The organism is Kitasatospora sp. NPDC040550 (genome assembly GCF_055594965.1).
Map to the genome: position 1 here is coordinate 130,145 of NZ_JBVIWC010000021.1, position 17,332 is coordinate 147,476.

Below are 17,332 nucleotides of genomic sequence, written 5' to 3' on the forward strand. Positions count from 1 at the left end.
ATTTAGCCAAGGTGCTAAATATCAGGGATGACCGATGCCCAGGCCGAGGCCGGCGCCTTCCGCGCCCTCGCCGATCCGACGCGGCGCCAGATCCTCGAGGACCTCAGGGGCGGTGAGCTCGCGGCCGGCGAGATCGCCGCCAGGTTCGCGATCAGCGCGCCCTCCATCTCACGACACCTCGGCGTGCTCAAGGGAGCCGGGCTCGTCACCGAGCGGCGGGAGGGCAACCGGATCATCTACGCGCTGGCCGAGGAGCGCCTGGCCACCTGCGTCGGCCGGTTCCTCAGCGCGGTCTGCCCCGAGCAGATCGTGCTCCGCCACACCAAATGGCGCCCGGGGGCGCAGAGCGAGGGGTCATGAGGCAGCCACGACTGTCCAGCGTCGTCGAACGACGGCTACTGGTGAACTACCGGGTCGCGCCGGAGATCGCGGCGCGTCTGCTCCCCGGGCCGCTGCGCCCGCACCTGGTGCACGGCCACGCGGTGGCGGGCATCTGCCTGCTGCGCCTGGGGAGTGTGCGGCCCGCCTGGGCGCCCAAGGCGCTCGGGCTGCGGAGCGAGAACGCGGCCCACCGCTTCGCCGTCGAGTGGGACGGGCCGGACGGCGTCGAGACCGGCGTCTACATCCCCCGCCGCGACACCGCCTCGCGGCTCAACGCCTGGGCCGGCGGGCGGCTCTTCCCCGGTGAGCACGGCCGGGCCGACTTCGCGGTGGACGAGACGCCCGACCGGCTGCGCGTCGCACTGGCGGCCAGGGACGGCGGTACCCGGGTGGACGTCACCGTCGAGCTGTCCGACGAACTGCGGGGCAGCGAGCTCTTCGCCGACCTCGCCGAGGCCTCCCGGTTCTTCCGGGACGGGTCGAGGGGCTACTCGGCCACCGGCTCCGGCCGGCGCCTGGACGGCATGGAACTGCGGCCCGACGCCTGGCCGGTGGAGGCCTGCCGGGTCCGCACCGCCGCGTCGTCCTACTTCGACGACCCGGACCGCTTCCCGCCGGGGAGCGCCGCCGTGGACTGCGCCCTGGTGCTGCGCGACGCCCCGGCGAGCTGGTGGCCGATCCCGGCCATGGCCGCCGAACCGCAGCCGGCCTGACGGGCCTACCCGCGGGCGGCCTCGGCCACGGCGACCAGGTCGAGGCCCTCGCGGTGGACCCGCCCGGCTCCCCAGGCACCGAGCGGCCGGAGCGCCTCGTTGAGGCTGCGCCCGTCCTCGGTCAGCGAGTACTCCACCCGCGGCGGCACCTCCGCGAAGACCTCCCGGTGGACGAGGCCGTCCTGCTCCATCTCCCGCAGGTGCTGCGTCAGCATCTTCTCGCTCACCCCCGGCAGGGCGCGCCGGAGTTCCGCGAAGCGGCGGACGCCGTGGGTGGCGAGTTCCCACAGGATCAGCCCCTTCCACTTGCCGCTCACCACGTCGAGCGCGGCGTCGATCCCGCAGATGTAGGGCCCGTTCCTCGGTGCCTTGGCCATCACCGATCCCCCTTACGAAAAGGTAAGTACCGCAGAAAACAGTGGGTACTTCCGAGAATAGTGGCCCTCTCCGAGCATGGAGGGGTGAACGAACGACAGAACCACACCACCAGTCAGCACCGCGCCGTCACCGTGATCGGGCTCGGCCCGATGGGGCAGGCGATGACCCGCGCACTCCTCGCCGCCGGCCACCCGGTCACCGTCTGGAACCGTACCGCCGGTCGGGCCGACGGCGTCGTCGCCGCCGGCGCGAGGCTCGCGGCGACGCCCGGCGAGGCGGTCGGGGCGAGCGACCTCGTGATCCTCAGCCTCACCGACTACCGGGCCATGTACGGCATCCTCGACGGCGCCACCGCGGCGCTCGCCGGGCGGACCCTGGTCAACCTGAGCTCCGACACCCCCGACCGCTCGCGCGAGGCGGCCGCCTGGGCGGCGGGCCACGGCGCCGACTTCCTCACCGGGGGCGTCATGGTCCCCGCGCCGATGGTCGGCACGGCGGCGGCCCACGTCTACTACAGCGGCCCCGCGCAGGTGATGGAGCGCCACCGGCCGGCGCTGGCCCTGCTCGGCACGCCGAAGTACCTGGGCGAGGAACCGGGCCTCGCCCAGATGATGTACCAGGCCCAACTCGCCGTCTTCCTCACCACCCTGTCCGCCCTGATGCAGGCCACCGCGATGCTGGGCACCGCCGGGATGAAGGCCGGGGAGGCACTGCCGGAGCTGCTCTCCTCCGCCGACACGATCGGGGCCATCCTGCGGGCCGGCGAGGCCAACCCCGGCACCGCGCTCGACGCCGGGGAGCACCCCGGCCACCTCAGCACGGTCACCATGATGGGCGCGACCTCCGACCACATCGTCGAGACCAACACCTCGCTCGGCCTCGACCTCGCCCTCCCGCTGGCCGTCCAGGCCCACTACCGGCGTGCCGTCGAGGACGGACACGGCACGGACAACTGGACCCGCATCATCGACGGCATCCGGTCGCCCCGCTGACCAACCGCCGTGCGGGGACGTCGGCCCGGCCGACCTCCCGTGTGCCCCGCATCGTCTCCCGGGGCGGCGGCCGGCCGAGCTCAGGCGGGCTGCCAGAGCTCGATGCGGTTCCCCTCCGGATCCGTGACCCAGCCGAACCGGCCGACGCCCGCCATGGACTGGGTCTCCCCGGCGACGTCCGCCCCCTTGGCGCGCAGCTGCGCCAGCATCGCGTCCAGGTCGCGGACCCGGAAGTTGAGCATGGTCCGCTGGGCACGGGAGCCGAAGTATTCGGTGTCGGAGTCGAAGGTCGCGAACACCGTGGGCCCGGGGCCCTGCTGCCAGAGGCCGTGCTCGTCGGCGTCCAGCCCGAGGCAGTCGCGGTACCACGTGTTCAGCGCCGCCGGATCGGCGGCCCGCAGGAAGTACCCGCCGATTCCCAGTACACGTTCCATGCGGCCATCCTGCCAGGCGGCCGTCCGGACGGGCCGTTGCCGCACACGGCTCCGCCCCGCCGAGCCGCACAGCTCGACGGGGCGGAGCACCGTGCCGCGGTCAGCCCGCCCGGACGGCGCTGACCAGGTCCGGCAGCAGGTTCGCCGCGTCGGGCGTGCCCAGGCCGGTGACCGGGTCCCAGCCCGTACCGGCCGGGTAGCCCGGGACGGTCGGGTCGGTGGTGTTGTTGCCGAGCGTCACGTCGTTGAAGTCGGCCGCGTACTTCGCCGGGTCGGTGCCCAGCCTGTACAGGGCCGGGTTGATCCGGCCCAGCCCGCCGCCGTTGATCTGGTCGGCGATCGAGACCAGGCCGGCCCACTGCGGGCAGGACAGCGAGGTGCCGCCGATGTCGTACCAGCCCGTGCTGCACGGGGTGGCACCGCACTTGAGGCCCGAGGAGCCGTCCGGCGGCAGCGACAGGTAGACCAGCGCGCCGGTGCTGGAGGCGGCCTGGAGGGAGACGTCCGGCACGCCGCGCTTGGCGCCGATCGCGGTGGAGCCGGCCGGCAGCGCCGACTGGTAGTCGGGCCGGTCGAAGACCCGGCTGAACCCGCCGCCGGAGTCGGTCCAACCCACCTCGGCGGAGCCGGAGTCGCTCTGGCAGACAGCGGGACTGTCGGTGCTGTCCACCGTCCGGGCGCCGGTCGCCCCGGGGTCGGTGCACAGGTAGGTTCCGCCCACGCCGGTCACCAGCGGGTCCGAGGCCGGCCACTCCACCGACGGGTACGGCAGGGTCGAGCCGCCCGGCTTCACCGGGGTCTTCTCCGAGCCGGCCGTGCCGTTGTCGCCGGAGGAGCCGAGCACCGTGACCCCGTTCAGGGCCGCCGACTTGAAGGCGTGCCGCAGCGGTTCGATGGACTGGGCGCTGCCGAAGGCGCCCTCGGCGGAGGCGAAGGACTGCGAGATGACGTTCGCCAGGTGATGGTCGACCACGTACTGCTCGGCGTTCATCAGCGCGGGCAGGCCCTGGACGCCGAGCGTCTCCGCGGTCGGCGTGCTGACCAGCAGGATGTTCGCACCGGGTGCCATCGCGTGCGCGGTCTCCACGTCGAGCGCGACCTCCAGCGCCCACGCGGCCTTGCTCTCCTGGCCGGTGCCGTGGCTGGTGGGCGGCGGTGCGGTGGTGCCCGGATCGCCCTGGACGTGCAGCTCGCCGAAGGTCGGCATCCCGGGTTGGCAGGTCACCGCCTCCTCGCCGCACATCGCGGTGACGCCGAAGGCCTGGTCGAAGACGTGCAGGTCGTGCGCCATGGTGTCGCTGCCGTACGAGTCGAGGATCGCGATCGTCTGGCCGCGGCCGTCGAAGCCGCCCGCGTACAGCGGGCCCAGGTGGTAGGCGGCCCTGATCGCCTGCGGGTCGAAGCAGCGGCGGCCCGCACCGGCGCACTGCGTCGGGGTGGGGGGAGTGGTGCCCGCCGACACCTGGGCGTAGTCGGCCACCGTGGGGTGCACCGCCGGGTAGTCGGCGGCCGCGGTGCTGCCGGCCGCGGTGCTGCCGACCACCGGTGCGGTGAGCGCGCCGGAGGCCGCGAGGGCCAGGCTGCTCACCCCGGCCAGGAGCATGCGGCGGATCGTTCGTGCCTTCACGTAGTCCTCCACGAGGGTGGGTTGGGGGACGTGGGCGATCGGCCCGGGGCGGATCGAGCGCCCTGGGCACGGGGGGAATGCGGAGCGGAACACGGAGCGGAATCCGGGACGCGGGGTCACGGACGGCCGCGAGTGTAGGCGCGGCTTCGGCGGGCTCTCAATGGCCCGTTCGACGCGGGTTCGACGCCCTTTCGACGGCGGCGGCCGCCCGCCGCGCCCCGCCGTGCCTCCGCCCGGAACCGGTGGAACCCGTTCGAGTGAACGGCCGCCCGGTTGCTTCGTCCACGGCCGTCGACCCGCCAAGCTGGGCCGCGTCTGCGTAAGAACCGGGTGAGGAAAGGCCGTTCGATGACGCGCGCGCTGATCGTGGTGGATGTACAGAAGGACTTCTGCGAGGGCGGAAGCGTCCCGGTCGGCGGCGGTGCCGACCGGGCCCGGGCGATCGCCGCGCTGATCCAGGGCCCGGAGCGGGAGGGTTGGTCCCGGGTGGTCGCGACCCGGGACCACCACGTCGACCCGGGCGGCCACTTCTCCGAGCACCCCGACTACCGGGACTCCTTCCCGGTGCACTGCGTGGTCGGCACCGAGGGCGGCGAGTTCCACCCCGACTTCCTGCCCGCGGTCGAGGCCGGCGCGGTCGACGAGGTGTTCTACAAGGGCGCCCGCTCCGCCTCCAAGAGCGGCTTCGAGGGCTTCACCGCCGACGGCACCCCGCTCGCCGACTGGCTGCACGACCGCGGCGTGGACGCCGTCGACGTCGTCGGCATCGCGACCGACCACTGCGTCAAGGCCACCGCCCTGGACGCCCGCCGGGCCGGCTTCGACGCCCGCGTCCTGCTCGACTACACGGCCGGCGTCGCCCCCGACACCACCGACGCCGCGCTCACCGAGCTCCGCCACGCCGGCGTCGACCTCACCGGCGCCCCGGTGGTCCGCCCCTGACCCGCCGGTGCTCATAACGGAACGGTTGCGGAGCCCGTCCTTCGGTACGCAGGGGTTGACGGCGCGGGGAGGGCGGGCGTTTGCTGTGTCCCGCTCGTGCGAATCTGTTGAGTTGTGGTCTGTTTTGTTGTTTTGAACGTTCAAACTCAGCCGTCGAGCGTACACCACCCCCATGCCCCGCCTCCGTCCAGAGCCACCCATCGGGAGGAATGCAATGTCACACCTTTCCCGCCGCGATCTGCTCCGCGCCTCCGGCGCCGGCCTGCTGGCCCTCGCGGCCGGCGGCGCCCTCGCGGCCTGCGGCGACCCGGGCTCGGGGAGCGCCTCCGGCGGGGACGCCGACACCGGCAAGGTCACCGTCTGGTCGTGGGCCACCGCGGCCGTCGCGCTGCGCGCCGTCGTCCCGGCCTTCGAGAAGGACAACCCGGGCATCACGGTGGACGTCCAGGACATCGGCAACCCCGCCATCTGGGACAAGATCACCGTCGGCCTGGCGGCCGGCGGCCAGGGCCTCGGCGACGTCCTGCACATCGGCTGCGACTACCTGCCCGGCTACCTGGAGAAGTTCCCCGGCGGCCTCGCCGACCTCTCGGCCTTCGGCGCCGACGCGCACAAGGAGAAGTTCGCCAAGGGCCTGTGGCCGGTCGTCACCGGCAAGGACGGCCACGCCTACGCCCTGCCCTGGGAGGCCAACCCGCTCGGCTTCTTCTACCGCAAGGACTACTTCGACAAGGCCGGCCTCGACCCCACCACCTTCGCCACCTGGGACGACCTCGCGGCGGCCGCCGACCGCTTCAAGGCCGCCAACCCCGGCATCTCGCTGATCGGCATCAACAAGGCCGCCAACCCCAGCCCCGACCTGGACTTCGTCCAGTCCCTGATGCAACTCCAGGGCGCCTTCTACTTCGACCTCCAGGGCCGGATCACCCTCGGCTCCGAGCCGGACGTCCGCGCCCTGACCACCCTCAAGCACCTGGACGACGCCGGGCTGGTCGCCGACGCCCCCGGCGACCAGGGGTGGGCCACCCTGATGAAGGCCGGCAAGCTCGCCGTCGCCCCGATGCCCGCCTGGGCCGCGCACTACCTGGAGGCCAAGTTCGCCGACCAGCGCGGCAACTGGCGCCTCGCCAAGCCCCCGGCCGTCACCGCCGGCGGCAAGCGCACCGCCCTGGTGAACTCCACCCACCTCACCGTCGCCGCCTCCAGCCCGCGCCGCCGCGCCGCCTGGAAGTTCGTCGAGTACGCGCTCACCCGCCCCGCCTCGGTGAACGCCATGTTCGAGGCCGGCGGAGTCTTCCCCGCGCTCCTGGACGCCTACGGCGACCCGATGTACGCCAGGCCCAGCGACTACTACGGCGGCCAGTCCCCGCTGCGGACCTTCGCCGACCTGGCCACCGACGGCGGCGACCCCACCAACTACTCCGGCGACTACGCCCGCGCCCTCAAGCTCGCCAGCGACGCCCAGACCAAGGTCCTCCTCAAGGGCGGCGACCCCGCCACCGTCCTCCGGGACGCCGCCGACCAGCTCGCCCGGCAGACCGGACGCACCGTCGGATGACCGCCACCAGCGCCACCGGCGCCACCACCACCGCGCGCCCCGCCACCCGGCAGCCCGGGCCCGGCCGCCCCGGCCGCCCCGCCGGCCCGGCCGCGCGCGCCCACCGCCGGGCCCGGCTGCGCCGCACCGCCCTGCCGTACCTGCTGCTCGCCCCCGCCCTGATCACTTTCGGCGTGTTCAAGGCCTACCCGATCGTCGACTCGCTGCTGCTCTCCTTCACCACCGGCTCCGGCCCCGCCGCCCGCCCCGCCGGCCTCGCCAACTACCGGCGCCTGCTGGACGATCCACTGTTCTGGACGGCCCTGCGCAACACCGGCGAGATCCTCGTCGTGCAGGTCCCGCTGATGCTCGGGCTGGCCCTGCTGCTCGCCGTCGGCATCAACTCCACCCTGGTGCGCTGGCGGGCCGTCTGGCGGCTCGGCGTCTTCATGCCCGCCGTCACCGGCCTGGTCGCCACCGGCGTGATGTTCGCCTTCCTGCTCAAGCGCGACGACGGCGCGGTCAACTGGCTGCTGCACGCCGTCGGCCTGCCCTCCGTCGACTGGCTGGGGCAGCCGTTCTGGGCCCGGATGTCCGTCGTCCTGGTGCTGACCTGGCACTACACCGGCTACAACGCCGTCATCTACCTGGCCGGCCTGCAGTCCGTCCCGAAGGAGCTGTACGAGGCCGCGATGGTCGACGGCGCCGGTGCCGTCCGCCGCTTCACCGCGATCACCGTCCCGGCGCTGCGCCCGGTGCTGCTGTTCACCGTCGTGCTCTCCACCATCGGCACCCTCCAGCTCTTCGACGAGCCGTACGTGCTGACCGGCGGCGGCCCCGACAACGCGAGCCTGACCGTCTCCATGTACCTGTACCAGAACGGCTTCCGCTACTTCGACTTCGGCTACGCCTCCGCCATCGCCTACGCGCTCACCCTGCTGGTGGCCGTGCTCGGCGCGGTCCAGATGCGCCTGATGGGGGAGAAGGACGGATGAACCCCAAGAACCTCCGCGGCTGGCCGCTGACCTTCCTCCTGGCGGGCCTCACCGGCTTCTCGGTCGCCCCCTTCTACTGGCTGCTGGTCTCCGTTACCCGCAAGGACACCGAGATCTTCGACTGGCCGCCGCACCTGCTGCCCGGCGGGGGCCTCGGCGACAACCTCCACCGGCTGGACCAGCGGATCGGCCTGCTCCGGGTGCTCGGCAACTCCCTGCTGGTGGCCGGGATCCAGACCCTCGGCGCCCTGGTCGTCGCCCTGCTGGCCGGCTACGCCTTCGCCAAGTTCCGCTTCCGCGGCCGCACCCTGCTGTTCGCGCTGCTGCTCTCCACCCTGGTGGTGCCCGAACAGGTCATGCTGGTACCGCTGTTCAAGATGATGACGAACTTCGGCCTGCTCGACTCCTACCAGGCGATCATCCTGCCCGGGCTGTGCGTGCCCTTCGCGGTCTTCCTGATGCGCCAGTCGCTGAGCAGCCTGCCGGACGAACTCCTGGACGCCGCCAGGGTCGACGGCGCGGGCGAGTTCCGGGTGCTGTGGAACGTCGTCGTCCCGGTGATGCGGCCGGTGCTCGCCGCGCTCTCGATCTTCCTCTTCCTGGGCTCCTGGAACCAGTTCGTCTGGCCGCTGATCGCGCTGCGCAGCCCGGACATGCACACCCTGCCGGTCGCCCTGGCGACCCTGTACGGCAACCAGAGCACCACCGACTACGGCGCGATCCTCTCCGGGACGGCGCTCTCCACCCTGCCGATGATGGCCCTCTTCCTGGTCCTCCAACGGCAGTTCATCTCCGGCCTGCTGGCCGGCGCGACGAAGGGCTGAGCAGCATGACCGACACCGACACCGACACCGACACCGACACCGAGACCGGCACGGTGGCCGAGGCCGCGACCGAGGTCTGGGAACCGCACGCCCCCGCCCCCGGAACGCTCCACCCGCTGCTCCGCACCGGGACCCTGGACCTGCGGGCGAGCGGCACCGCCACCGTCCGGGAGGTCGCCGACGGCGTGGTCGAGGTGACCGCCGAGGGCCCGGCCGAGGTCCGGATCGAGTGGCGGGTGCCCTGCGTGGACGTCACCTCCTTCTGGACCCCGGAGCCGCGCGGCACCGGCTGGCTGCCCGCCGCCTGGAGCGCCCCGCGCCGCACCGGCCTCGCCGCCGGCGCCCCGATCGCCGCGCTGGTCGGCACCGGGGACACCGGGGTCTGCGCCTTCGCGGCCGAGCAGACCGAGGTGCTGGCCGGGGCCGGAGTGGTCGAGGAGACCGGTGACTTCCGCTGCTGGGCCCAGGCCGCCGGCCGGATCACCGTCCGGATCGACACCTCGGGCCGGCACTTCGCCCGCTGCCTGGCCGACCTGACCGCCTGGTGGGGCGAGGGCCGCACCGTCGTCGTCCCGGAGGACGCCCGCCGCCCCGCCTACTCCACCTGGTACTCGATGCACCAGGACGTCTCGCCCGAGCGCATCGAGGCCCAGGCCGCGCTCGGCAAGGCCCTCGGGCTGGACGTGATCATCGTCGACGACGGCTGGATGACCGCCGACCGCACCCGCGGCTACGCCCACTGCGGCGACTGGGAGCCCGTCTCGCTGCCCGACACCGCCGAGCACGTCCGGCGCGTCCACGAGCTCGGCGTCCGCTACCTGCTCTGGTACGCGCTGCCGTTCATCGGCAAGGACAGCGCCGCCTACCGGAAGATCGGCCGGCACGCCCTCGCCGACGTCCCCCACCTGGGCGCGGTGGTCGCCGACCCGCGCTACCCCGAGGTCCGCGAGTTCCTCACCGACCGGCTGGCCCGGGCCGTCGAGGAGTGGGGCATGGACGGGCTCAAGGTCGACTTCGTCGACTCCTTCGCCCGCGCCGCCGAGCGCCCCGACGCCCCCGGGCCCGGCCCCGAGGCGGACTGCGCCGAGGTGGCCGAGGGCGTGGAGAAACTGCTCGCCGCGATCCGGGCCCGGACCACCGCCGTCCACCCGGACGCGATGATCGAGCACCGGCAGCCGTACGTCAGCCCCGCCCTGTGGCCGTACGTCACCATGATCCGGGCCACCGACTGCCCGCTCAGCCCGCAGGAGAACCGGCAGCGCACCGTGGACGTGCGGCTGGCCGCCGGGCCGGTGCCGGTGCACGCGGACATGCTGATGTGGCACCCGGCCGAGCCGCCCGAGCAGATCGCCTGCCACCTGGTCAACGTGCTCTTCTCGGTGCCCCAGATCTCCGTCGACCTCGCCGCGCAGGGCCCCGGGCAGCGGGAGGCGATCGCCTTCTGGCTGGGGGTGTTCCGCGAGCACCTCGACACCCTGCAGCGCGGTGAACTGCTCCCCAGCCGGCCCGACCTCGGATACCCGCTGGTCACCGCCCGCGGCGAGGGGACGGTCGTGGTCGCCCGGTACGCGGCGCTGCCGGTGGACGTCTCGGCGGACGACTGGCACACCCTGCTGGTGGCCAACGCCGACGCCGACCCGGACGTCCGGCTGGTCGGCGGCAGCGGGAGGGCCACCGCCACCGTCCAGGACGCCCGGGGGCGTATCGTCCGGCAGGACGAGATCGACCTCGACCGGACGGACACCCTCGCGGTGCCGCGCGGCGGGCTGCTGTCGCTGCGCCGCCCCTGACCCACGACCGGAGGACCCCGCATGCCCGAGGGAGCGCACCGACCGCGCCGCGGCGCCACCACCATCGAGGAGGTCGCCCGCGCGGCCGGGGTCTCCCGGCAGACCGTCTCCAACGCGCTCAACGCCCCGCACCGGGTCCGCGCCGAGACGCTGGCCCGGGTCAGTACGGCGATCCGCGAACTCGGCTACCAGCCCGACCAGTCGGCCCGGTCACTGCGCAGCGGCGCCCGGCGCACCCTCGGCTACCTCGCACCCGTGGACGACCCGCTCGACCCCAACCCGCTGATGGCCGGCTTCCTGGAGGCCCTGGTCGACGCGGCCGGGGAGCGCGGGCAGCGGGTGCTGCTGTTCCGGCCCGCCCCGCCCGCGGCGGACCCGGTGGCGGCCATCGACGAACTGGTGGCCGCCCGGCAGGTCGACGGGCTGGTGCTGGCGGACGTGCTGACCGAGGACCGGCGGATCGCCCACGTCGCCGGGCTGGGCGTCCCCTTCGTCAGCTTCGGCCGGACCGGCCCGGGCGAGCCGCAGCACTGGGCGGACATCGCCAACGACGCGGCGATGGCCGCGGTGGTGCGGCACCTCGCGGCGCGGGGCCACCGCCGGATCGGCTACCTCGGCGCCGCCGAGGAACTGCCCTGGATGGCGGCCCGGCGGGCGGGCTTCCTCGCCGAGACGCGCCGGCTGGGCCTGCCGGCGGTGACGACGACCGCTCCTTCGACCGCTCCTTCGGCCGTGCCGGCGGCCGGCCCGGTGGCGGCGGTGCGGGAGCTGCTGCGCGGGCCCGACCGGCCGACGGCCGTCGCCGCGGGCAGCGACCTGCTGGCGCTGGACGCGTACGAGGCGATCCGGGCCGAGGGGTCGGCGGTCGGGCCCGCCGGGGTGGCGGTCACCGGGTTCTACGACTCGCCGCTGTGCCGGCACCTGCACCCGCCGCTGACCTCGGTCCGGCTGCCGCTGCGGGCCCTGGCGGCCGGGCTGGTCGTCCGGCTGCTGGACCAGGTGCACGGCGAGGCGGCGCCGACGGGCGGCCTGGAACTGCCCACCGAGCTGGTGGTGCGGGCGAGTTCGGCCTGACCGGCGGCCCCTCCGCGACGACTCAGGCCCGGTGTGCCTCCGGGCGCTCCGGGGACGCCTCCGCGAGCGCCCGGGTGACCGCCGCCACCCCGGCGCGCAGCCCGTACACCGGCGTGGCCGGCTGCTGGCGCCAGGAGTCGTCGATGCCGCCCGCGTCCACGGTGTCGAAGCCCAACTCGTCGACCAGCGCCCGCACCACGGCCTTCGCCGCCTCGTCGTCCGACGCGACCGGCACGGCGAGGCGCTCCGGGTCGCCCGCCGGGAGCGGGCGATCCAGCAGGTCCTGCGCGTAGGTGCCGTTGAACACCTTCACCACCCGGTGGCCCAGGTGCTGCTCCGTCCAGCGGCTCTCCGTCAGCCCGCCGTCCTCGATCGCGTCGATCCGGCCGTCGCGCTCCTTCGGGTAGTAGTTGCCGGTGTCGATCACCGCCACCCCCTCGGCGGCGCCGTCGAACAGGCCCGCGGGGAGGTCCGGCACGTTCTTCAACGGCACCGTCACCACCACGACCTGGGCGCCGTTCGCCGCCTCCGTGGCCGTCACCGCCTTCGCGCCCGTCTCCTCGACCAGCGCCTTCAACGACTCCGGCCCGCGCGAGTTCGCCACCGAGACCTCGTGCCCGAGTGCCGTCAGACGCCGCGTCAGGTTGCCGCCGATGTTGCCCGCGCCGATGATGCCGATCTTCATGGGTACGCCCCTTCGTGAGTGCCGTCCTTGGCCGTCGTCCTGCCCCAACCAGGCGGTGATCGGATCTGTTCCCCCACACCGGGGTGGTCCTGCGGAACCCCGGGTTGACGCGGGCCTGGTCCCGCCCGGCCGCACGCCGTGAAGGTGGAGCCCATGAACGCCTCCACCGTCCTCGTCACCGGCGGCACCAGCGGCATGGGCCTCGCCACCGCCCGCCACCTCCTCGGCACCGGCGCCCGCGTCGTCATCACCGGCCGCGACGACGGCCGCCTCGCCCGCGCCGCCGAACGGCTCGACGGCGGCGACCGCCTGCTCACCGTCCGCGCCGACGTCTCCGTCCCGGCCGACCTGGCCCGCCTCGCCGACACCGTCCGGGCCCGGCACGGCAAACTCGACGGCGTCTTCGCCAACGCGGGCGTCGCCCTCTTCCGGCCCGCCGCCGAACTCACCGAGGCCGACGTCGACCAGGTCATCGGCACCAACCTCAAGGGCGTGCTGTTCACCGTCCAGCACGCCCTGCCGCTGCTGGACGCGGCCGGCGGCGGCTCCGTCGTCCTCAACGCCTCCTGGACACCGCACCGCGGCCTCCCCGGCGCCGCCGTCTACGCCGCCGCCAAGGCGGGCGTCCTCAGCCTCGCCCGCACCCTCGGCGCGGAACTCGCCGGGCGCGGCATCCGGGTCAACTCCGTCAGCCCCGGCTACATCGTCACCGAGATGTTCCACGCCGCCGTCCCCGACCCGGCCGACCACGACCCGATCCGCGCCCACGTCCCGCTCGGCCGCCTGGGCCGCGCCGAGGACGTCGCCGAGACCGTGGCCTTCCTGCTCTCCGACCGCTCCTCCTACATCACCGGCCAGGACCTCGTCATCGACGGCGGCCTCGTCCCCGCCTTCCCCTCCCTCACCGGCTGACCGGGCGCGTGCCTGGTCCTGCCGGGGCCAGGCACGCCACCGCCCGCCCGGGCCACAATCACCCCGTGAACCCGACCACCGCCCTCAGCGAATTCCTCCGCACCCGACGCGCCCGCCTCCGCCCCGAGGACGTCGACCTCCCCGACTACGGCGGCCTGCGCCGGGTCGCCGGCCTGCGCCGCGAGGAGCTCGCCCACCTGGCCGGCGTCAGCGTCGACTACTACACCCGCCTCGAACAGGGCCGCGTCGGCAACCCCTCCACCACCGTCCTCGACGCCGTCGCCCGGGCCCTGCGCCTCGCCCCCGACGAGACCGGCCACCTCCACCGCCTCGCCCGCCCCGCCGACCGCACCCACCGCGGCCGCCCGGCCCGCCAGCAGCCCCGCCCCTCCCTGCTGCGCCTCCTCGACCGCCTCGACCACACCCCCGCCGTGGTCATGGGCCACCGGATGGACGTCCTGGCCTGGAACCGGGCCGCCACCGCCCTCTTCGGCGACTACGGGGCCCTCCCGCCCGAACACCGCAACATCGCCCGGATCACCTTCCTCGACCCGGCCTCCCGCGACCTCTACGCCGACTGGACCACCTGCGCCCGGGAGAACACCGCCTTCCTCCACCTCGAAGCCGGCCGCCGCCCCGACGACCCCCAGCTCGCCGAACTCATCGGCCAACTCTGCCTCGGCAGCCCCGAGTTCCACCGCATGTGGGCCGACCACCCGGTCGCCGACAAGACCTCCGGCCACAAGCGCTTCCACCACCCCGTCGTCGGCCCGCTGGAACTGGCCTACGACACCCTCCGCCCCGCCGACGACCCCGACCAGGCCCTCATCACCTACACCGCCGACCCGGACACCCCCTCCGACGACGCCCTCCGCCTCCTGCTCTCCTGGGAGGTCACTCGCCAGGGCCCGCCCCCTGCCCCCACCGACCGGCCGGTTGAGCGGCGTCCATGACGGACGGCACCGCACTGCGGCACCTCATCGCCGGTCTCCCCGAGGCGTTCTCGACCGCCCCGCGGCCGGGCCGGATCGACGCCTGCCCGTGCTGCGCCTCCCGGACCGGGCTGGACCGCCTCCTGCGCACGCCCCGCGAGCAGCTGACGCCCGAGGAACTCGGGCCCTACGCCGCCTCGGTGCTGAACACCGCCGGCGCGCCCGCCGACCTGCGCTACTTCCTGCCGCGCATCCTCCGGCTCGTCCTGACCGGCGAACTCGCCTGGCCCGACCTGCCGTTGGTCGGCCGCAAGCTGGCACAGGCCGGCTGGCGGGACTGGCCGGAGGCGCCGTACCTGCGCCGGCTCCTCGACGCCCTGTGGCTGGACGTCCTGCACGACGCCGGGCAGTGGTGGGACGCCGACGCCGTGCTCTGCGCCCTGGCGGCCGCCGATCCGGACGGAACCGGCGGCCGGCTAGCAGAATGGGCCCGGCTCGCGAGCCCCGTGGCCGTGGAGCGCCTGTACGAGTTCGCCCTCGGCGGTGTGCTCGAACCGCGGGACGCCTTTTGGGACGAACAGGGAGCCGCGTACCGGACCTTCGCGGCCTGGCTGCGCGGGCCCGAGCTCCGACTGGCCGTCGAGGCGGCCTTCCTGCGGATCGATGACCCCACCCAACTCGATCAACTCATCACCGTCCATGACATCCTGGCGGCATGACCCACGACATGGTGCCGCCGCTGCTCGCAGCAGCACTGCTCCTGCTCGTCATCAAACTGGCCCGCCGGCGGCGAAACGGCAAGCCCTCGCCGCTGATTCCGCAGTCGCTCCCAGGCCTGGCGACAGCGCTGGCGGTCGCCGCCCTGGTGGTGGCCGCCGGCCTGGCGGACGGTCAGCCGTGGGACGCGTCGGTGGTCCCGGCGATCGCCCTCGGCGGGCTGGTGGGCTCGTTCGTGGACCTCCGCCACCGCTGAGCGCGGGGCCGCCGGGCCCCCGAGTGCCCGGCCCCCGACTGCCGGGCCCCCGACTGCCGGGCCCTCACTCGAAGCGCGAGGTGTCCCCGGCCCCCCGGCGGGTGATCTCGGCCTCGCCGCTGGAGAAGTCGATGACCGTGGTCGGCTCGGTGCCGCAGTCGCCGGAGTCCACCACGGCGTCCAGCACGTGGTCGAGGCGTTCCTTGATCTCCCAGCCCTGGGTCATCGGCTCGTCCTCGCCGGGGAGGATCAGGGTGCTGGAGAGGAGGGGCTCGCCGAGTTCGGCGAGCAGCGCCCGGGTGACGGCGTGGTCGGGGATCCGGACCCCGACGGTCTTCTTCTTGGGGTGCATGAGCCGGCGCGGCACCTCCTTGGTGGCGGGGAGGATGAAGGTGTAGCTGCCCGGCGTCGCGGCCTTGACGGCCCGGAAGACGTTGTTGTCGAGCTGGACGAACTGCCCCAGCTGAGCGAAGTCCTCGCACACCAGGGTGAAGTGGTGGCGCTCGTCGAGGCGCCGGATGGACCGGATCCGCTCGAGCCCGTCGCGGTTGTCCAGGCGGCAGCCGAGCGCGAAGCAGGAGTCGGTCGGGTACGCGATGAGGGCCCCGGAGCGGAGGCTGTCGGCCACGGTGCTGATGGTGCGCGGCTGGGGGGACTCGGGGTGCACGTCGAAGTACTTGGCCATTGGCCGACCTTACGGGATCCCGCCCGGTGATCGCCGCAACCGCGACGCATCGATCGCCGCAACCACGACGCTTCGCGCCACCCGCCAACTGCTGGCGGAGCGCCGGGCCGCGGCGTACGGTCGGTCGCCATGGGCGCGGACCAGGCGAGGGTGAACCGGATCTTCCTGCCCGGCACGTACGCCGAGGGCGTGCCGTACGGGCTGTTCCGCGAGCTGCGCGCGGCGGCGCCGGTCTGCTGGGTGGAGGAGCCGGCGGTGGGGGACTGGCCGCCCGGGGCGGGCTACTGGGCGGTGCTGCGGCACGCGGACGTGAAGCACGTGCTGCGCAGCCCGGAGCTGTTCTCCTCGCACCTCGGGGCGACCCAGATCCGCGACCCGGACACCCCCGCCGACCTGGCCTTCGTCCGCACCATGATGCTCAACCAGGACCCGCCCGGCCACGCCCGGCTGCGCCGGATCGTCGCCGCCGCGTTCAGCCCGCGCGCCCTGGCCGAGCTGGCGGCGGCGGTGGACGGCCGGGCGCGCGAGCTGGTGGAGGCCGTACGGCCCGCCGGGGCGGCCGACTTCACGGCGCTGGCGGCGGACCTGCCGGTGTGGACGCTGGCCCGGGTGATGGGCGTGCCGGAGCAGGACCGCGGCCTGCTGCTGGACTGGGCGAACCGGGTGATCGGCTACCAGGACGCCGACCACGCCCACGCGAGCACGGTCGACCCGGCCGCGCTGACCGACCTCGGCCGGGCCGCCCTCGCCCACCGCCCGACGGCCCGGACCACCCCGGACGGCCGTCCGGTCAACCCGCGTTCGAGGGCCGCGCTGGCCGACATGTTCGCCTACGCGCACGCCCTGGCCCGCCGGCCCGACCCGGACGGCGTGCTGGCCCGGATGCTCGGGGCGGGGCTGACGGCCGAGGAGTTCGAGACGATGTTCTTCCTCTTCGCCGTCGCCGGGAACGAGACCGTGCGCAACGGCCTGCCGGGCGGCCTGCACACCCTGCTCGGCCATCCGGACCAGTACCGACTCCTGTGCGAGCGGCCGGAGTTGATCCCGTCCGCGGTGGAGGAGATGCTGCGCTGCTGGCCGCCCGTGGTGCACTTCCGCCGCACCGCGACCCGGGACACCCGGATCGCGGGGCAGCCGGTCCGCCGGGGCGACAAGGTGGTGGTGTACCACGCCTCGGCGAACCGGGACGCGGCCGTGTTCCCGGAACCGGACCGCTTCGACGTCTCCCGCACCCCGAACGACCACGTGAGCTTCGGGTACGGCCCGCACTTCTGTGTCGGCGCCCAGCTCGCCCGGCTGCAGCTGCGGTCGGCGCTGCGCCACCTGCTCGACCGCCTGCCGGGGCTGGAGCTCGACCCGGAGCGGCCGCCGCGGCGTCTGGTGTCCAACTTCCAGAACGGCCTCAAGAGCCTGCCGGTGCGCTGGACGGTCCCGGGGTGACGCGCGCGCTCCACCGGG

General features: G+C 74.1%; 19 protein-coding genes. 14 read left to right on the top strand and 5 right to left on the bottom strand.

Features of this window, described 5'->3' with window-relative positions:
- Positions 1-27 precede the first annotated feature (27 nt).
- Positions 28-360 (top strand): metalloregulator ArsR/SmtB family transcription factor, encoded by a 333-nt coding sequence (locus ACZ58X_RS28095; protein ID WP_360238548.1) that lies wholly within the window; start codon positions 28-30, stop codon positions 358-360.
- Positions 357-1,094, top strand: a complete 738-nt coding sequence (locus ACZ58X_RS28100; protein ID WP_470336375.1) for a DUF2071 domain-containing protein — start codon at positions 357-359, stop codon at positions 1,092-1,094. Before ACZ58X_RS28095 ends, ACZ58X_RS28100 begins: the two co-directional genes overlap by 4 nt.
- Positions 1,095-1,099: 5 nt before the next feature.
- Here ACZ58X_RS28100 and ACZ58X_RS28105 read toward each other — a convergent pair whose 3' ends face one another.
- Positions 1,100-1,471 (bottom strand): winged helix-turn-helix transcriptional regulator, encoded by a 372-nt coding sequence (locus ACZ58X_RS28105; protein WP_470336376.1) that lies wholly within the window; start codon positions 1,469-1,471, stop codon positions 1,100-1,102.
- Positions 1,472-1,555: 84 nt separating this feature from the next.
- Here ACZ58X_RS28105 and ACZ58X_RS28110 point away from each other — a divergent pair, with 84 nt between their 5' ends.
- Positions 1,556-2,464 carry an NAD(P)-dependent oxidoreductase gene (locus ACZ58X_RS28110; RefSeq protein WP_470336377.1) on the top strand — a complete coding sequence of 303 codons (909 nt, stop codon included), beginning with the start codon at positions 1,556-1,558 and terminating at the stop codon, positions 2,462-2,464.
- Positions 2,465-2,544: 80 nt separating this feature from the next.
- Here the strand turns inward: ACZ58X_RS28110 and ACZ58X_RS28115 are convergent, their stop codons facing one another.
- Both ACZ58X_RS28115 and ACZ58X_RS28120 read right to left on the bottom strand, forming a co-directional pair.
- The gene (locus ACZ58X_RS28115; RefSeq protein WP_470336378.1) at positions 2,545-2,898 is read right to left on the bottom strand and encodes a VOC family protein; all 354 of its coding nucleotides are present in this window, start codon (positions 2,896-2,898) and stop codon (positions 2,545-2,547) included.
- A 100-nt stretch (positions 2,899-2,998) separates the two neighbouring features.
- A complete protein-coding gene (locus ACZ58X_RS28120; protein ID WP_470336379.1) occupies positions 2,999-4,525 on the bottom strand; it encodes a S53 family peptidase in 1,527 nt (508 codons plus the stop codon).
- Positions 4,526-4,873: 348 nt separating this feature from the next.
- On the opposite strand from ACZ58X_RS28120, the gene ACZ58X_RS28125 reads away from it, so the two are divergent.
- The 6 genes from ACZ58X_RS28125 (at position 4,874) to ACZ58X_RS28150 (ending at position 11,687) form a co-directional block, all read left to right on the top strand.
- Complete coding sequence (locus ACZ58X_RS28125) at positions 4,874-5,467, top strand: isochorismatase family protein (RefSeq protein WP_470336380.1); 594 nt, start codon at positions 4,874-4,876, stop codon at positions 5,465-5,467.
- A gap of 214 nt (positions 5,468-5,681) precedes the next feature.
- Positions 5,682-7,025: an ABC transporter substrate-binding protein gene (locus tag ACZ58X_RS28130; protein ID WP_470336381.1), complete on the top strand. Its 1,344-nt coding sequence runs from the start codon at positions 5,682-5,684 to the stop codon at positions 7,023-7,025.
- The gene (locus ACZ58X_RS28135; protein WP_470336382.1) at positions 7,022-7,999 is read left to right on the top strand and encodes a carbohydrate ABC transporter permease; all 978 of its coding nucleotides are present in this window, start codon (positions 7,022-7,024) and stop codon (positions 7,997-7,999) included. The genes ACZ58X_RS28130 and ACZ58X_RS28135 overlap by 4 nt, the downstream gene beginning before the upstream one ends.
- Positions 7,996-8,823: a carbohydrate ABC transporter permease gene (locus ACZ58X_RS28140; RefSeq protein WP_470336383.1), complete on the top strand. Its 828-nt coding sequence runs from the start codon at positions 7,996-7,998 to the stop codon at positions 8,821-8,823. The genes ACZ58X_RS28135 and ACZ58X_RS28140 overlap by 4 nt, the downstream gene beginning before the upstream one ends.
- Positions 8,824-8,828: 5 nt before the next feature.
- On the top strand, positions 8,829-10,613 hold the full coding sequence (locus ACZ58X_RS28145; protein ID WP_470336384.1) for a glycoside hydrolase family 36 protein: 1,785 nt from the start codon (positions 8,829-8,831) through the stop codon (positions 10,611-10,613).
- Positions 10,614-10,634: 21 nt separating this feature from the next.
- A complete protein-coding gene (locus tag ACZ58X_RS28150) occupies positions 10,635-11,687 on the top strand; it encodes a LacI family DNA-binding transcriptional regulator (protein WP_470336385.1) in 1,053 nt (350 codons plus the stop codon).
- Positions 11,688-11,709: 22 nt separating this feature from the next.
- Here ACZ58X_RS28150 and ACZ58X_RS28155 read toward each other — a convergent pair whose 3' ends face one another.
- Positions 11,710-12,372, bottom strand: a complete 663-nt coding sequence (locus ACZ58X_RS28155; RefSeq protein ID WP_470336386.1) for an NADPH-dependent F420 reductase — start codon at positions 12,370-12,372, stop codon at positions 11,710-11,712.
- A gap of 153 nt (positions 12,373-12,525) precedes the next feature.
- Between ACZ58X_RS28155 and ACZ58X_RS28160 the strand changes: the two genes are divergently transcribed.
- The 4 genes from ACZ58X_RS28160 to ACZ58X_RS28175 all read left to right on the top strand — a co-directional run bounded on the left by ACZ58X_RS28160 (position 12,526) and on the right by ACZ58X_RS28175 (position 15,189).
- Entirely contained in the window at positions 12,526-13,284 is a 759-nt protein-coding gene (locus tag ACZ58X_RS28160; protein ID WP_470336387.1) for an SDR family NAD(P)-dependent oxidoreductase, read from the top strand.
- Positions 13,285-13,349: 65 nt separating this feature from the next.
- On the top strand, positions 13,350-14,237 hold the full coding sequence (locus tag ACZ58X_RS28165; protein ID WP_470336388.1) for a helix-turn-helix domain-containing protein: 888 nt from the start codon (positions 13,350-13,352) through the stop codon (positions 14,235-14,237).
- Positions 14,234-14,935: a hypothetical protein gene (locus ACZ58X_RS28170; RefSeq protein WP_470336389.1), complete on the top strand. Its 702-nt coding sequence runs from the start codon at positions 14,234-14,236 to the stop codon at positions 14,933-14,935. Before ACZ58X_RS28165 ends, ACZ58X_RS28170 begins: the two co-directional genes overlap by 4 nt.
- Entirely contained in the window at positions 14,932-15,189 is a 258-nt protein-coding gene (locus ACZ58X_RS28175; protein ID WP_470336390.1) for a hypothetical protein, read from the top strand. Before ACZ58X_RS28170 ends, ACZ58X_RS28175 begins: the two co-directional genes overlap by 4 nt.
- Before the next feature lie 64 nt (positions 15,190-15,253).
- On the opposite strand, the gene ACZ58X_RS28180 is transcribed toward ACZ58X_RS28175, so the two are convergent.
- Positions 15,254-15,874 (bottom strand): L-threonylcarbamoyladenylate synthase, encoded by a 621-nt coding sequence (locus tag ACZ58X_RS28180; protein ID WP_470336391.1) that lies wholly within the window; start codon positions 15,872-15,874, stop codon positions 15,254-15,256.
- 129 nt (positions 15,875-16,003) lie between these two features.
- Here ACZ58X_RS28180 and ACZ58X_RS28185 point away from each other — a divergent pair, with 129 nt between their 5' ends.
- Positions 16,004-17,314: a cytochrome P450 gene (locus ACZ58X_RS28185; protein WP_470336392.1), complete on the top strand. Its 1,311-nt coding sequence runs from the start codon at positions 16,004-16,006 to the stop codon at positions 17,312-17,314.
- Positions 17,315-17,332 lie beyond the last annotated feature (18 nt).

Excerpts from the sequence above, each read along its gene's own strand:
- ACZ58X_RS28095 (WP_360238548.1), top strand. The coding sequence starts at position 28 with ATGACCGATGCCCAGGCCGAGGCCGGCGCCTTCCGCGCCCTCGCCGAT.
- ACZ58X_RS28100 (WP_470336375.1), top strand. The coding sequence starts at position 357 with ATGAGGCAGCCACGACTGTCCAGCGTCGTCGAACGACGGCTACTGGTG.
- ACZ58X_RS28105 (WP_470336376.1), bottom strand. The coding sequence starts at position 1,471 with ATGGCCAAGGCACCGAGGAACGGGCCCTACATCTGCGGGATCGACGCC.
- ACZ58X_RS28115 (WP_470336378.1), bottom strand. The coding sequence starts at position 2,898 with ATGGAACGTGTACTGGGAATCGGCGGGTACTTCCTGCGGGCCGCCGAT.
- ACZ58X_RS28125 (WP_470336380.1), top strand. The coding sequence starts at position 4,874 with ATGACGCGCGCGCTGATCGTGGTGGATGTACAGAAGGACTTCTGCGAG.
- ACZ58X_RS28130 (WP_470336381.1), top strand. The coding sequence starts at position 5,682 with ATGTCACACCTTTCCCGCCGCGATCTGCTCCGCGCCTCCGGCGCCGGC.
- ACZ58X_RS28135 (WP_470336382.1), top strand. The coding sequence starts at position 7,022 with ATGACCGCCACCAGCGCCACCGGCGCCACCACCACCGCGCGCCCCGCC.
- ACZ58X_RS28140 (WP_470336383.1), top strand. The coding sequence starts at position 7,996 with ATGAACCCCAAGAACCTCCGCGGCTGGCCGCTGACCTTCCTCCTGGCG.
- ACZ58X_RS28145 (WP_470336384.1), top strand. The coding sequence starts at position 8,829 with ATGACCGACACCGACACCGACACCGACACCGACACCGAGACCGGCACG.
- ACZ58X_RS28150 (WP_470336385.1), top strand. The coding sequence starts at position 10,635 with ATGCCCGAGGGAGCGCACCGACCGCGCCGCGGCGCCACCACCATCGAG.
- ACZ58X_RS28155 (WP_470336386.1), bottom strand. The coding sequence starts at position 12,372 with ATGAAGATCGGCATCATCGGCGCGGGCAACATCGGCGGCAACCTGACG.
- ACZ58X_RS28160 (WP_470336387.1), top strand. The coding sequence starts at position 12,526 with ATGAACGCCTCCACCGTCCTCGTCACCGGCGGCACCAGCGGCATGGGC.
- ACZ58X_RS28170 (WP_470336389.1), top strand. The coding sequence starts at position 14,234 with ATGACGGACGGCACCGCACTGCGGCACCTCATCGCCGGTCTCCCCGAG.
- ACZ58X_RS28175 (WP_470336390.1), top strand. The coding sequence starts at position 14,932 with ATGACCCACGACATGGTGCCGCCGCTGCTCGCAGCAGCACTGCTCCTG.
- ACZ58X_RS28180 (WP_470336391.1), bottom strand. The coding sequence starts at position 15,874 with ATGGCCAAGTACTTCGACGTGCACCCCGAGTCCCCCCAGCCGCGCACC.
- ACZ58X_RS28185 (WP_470336392.1), top strand. The coding sequence starts at position 16,004 with ATGGGCGCGGACCAGGCGAGGGTGAACCGGATCTTCCTGCCCGGCACG.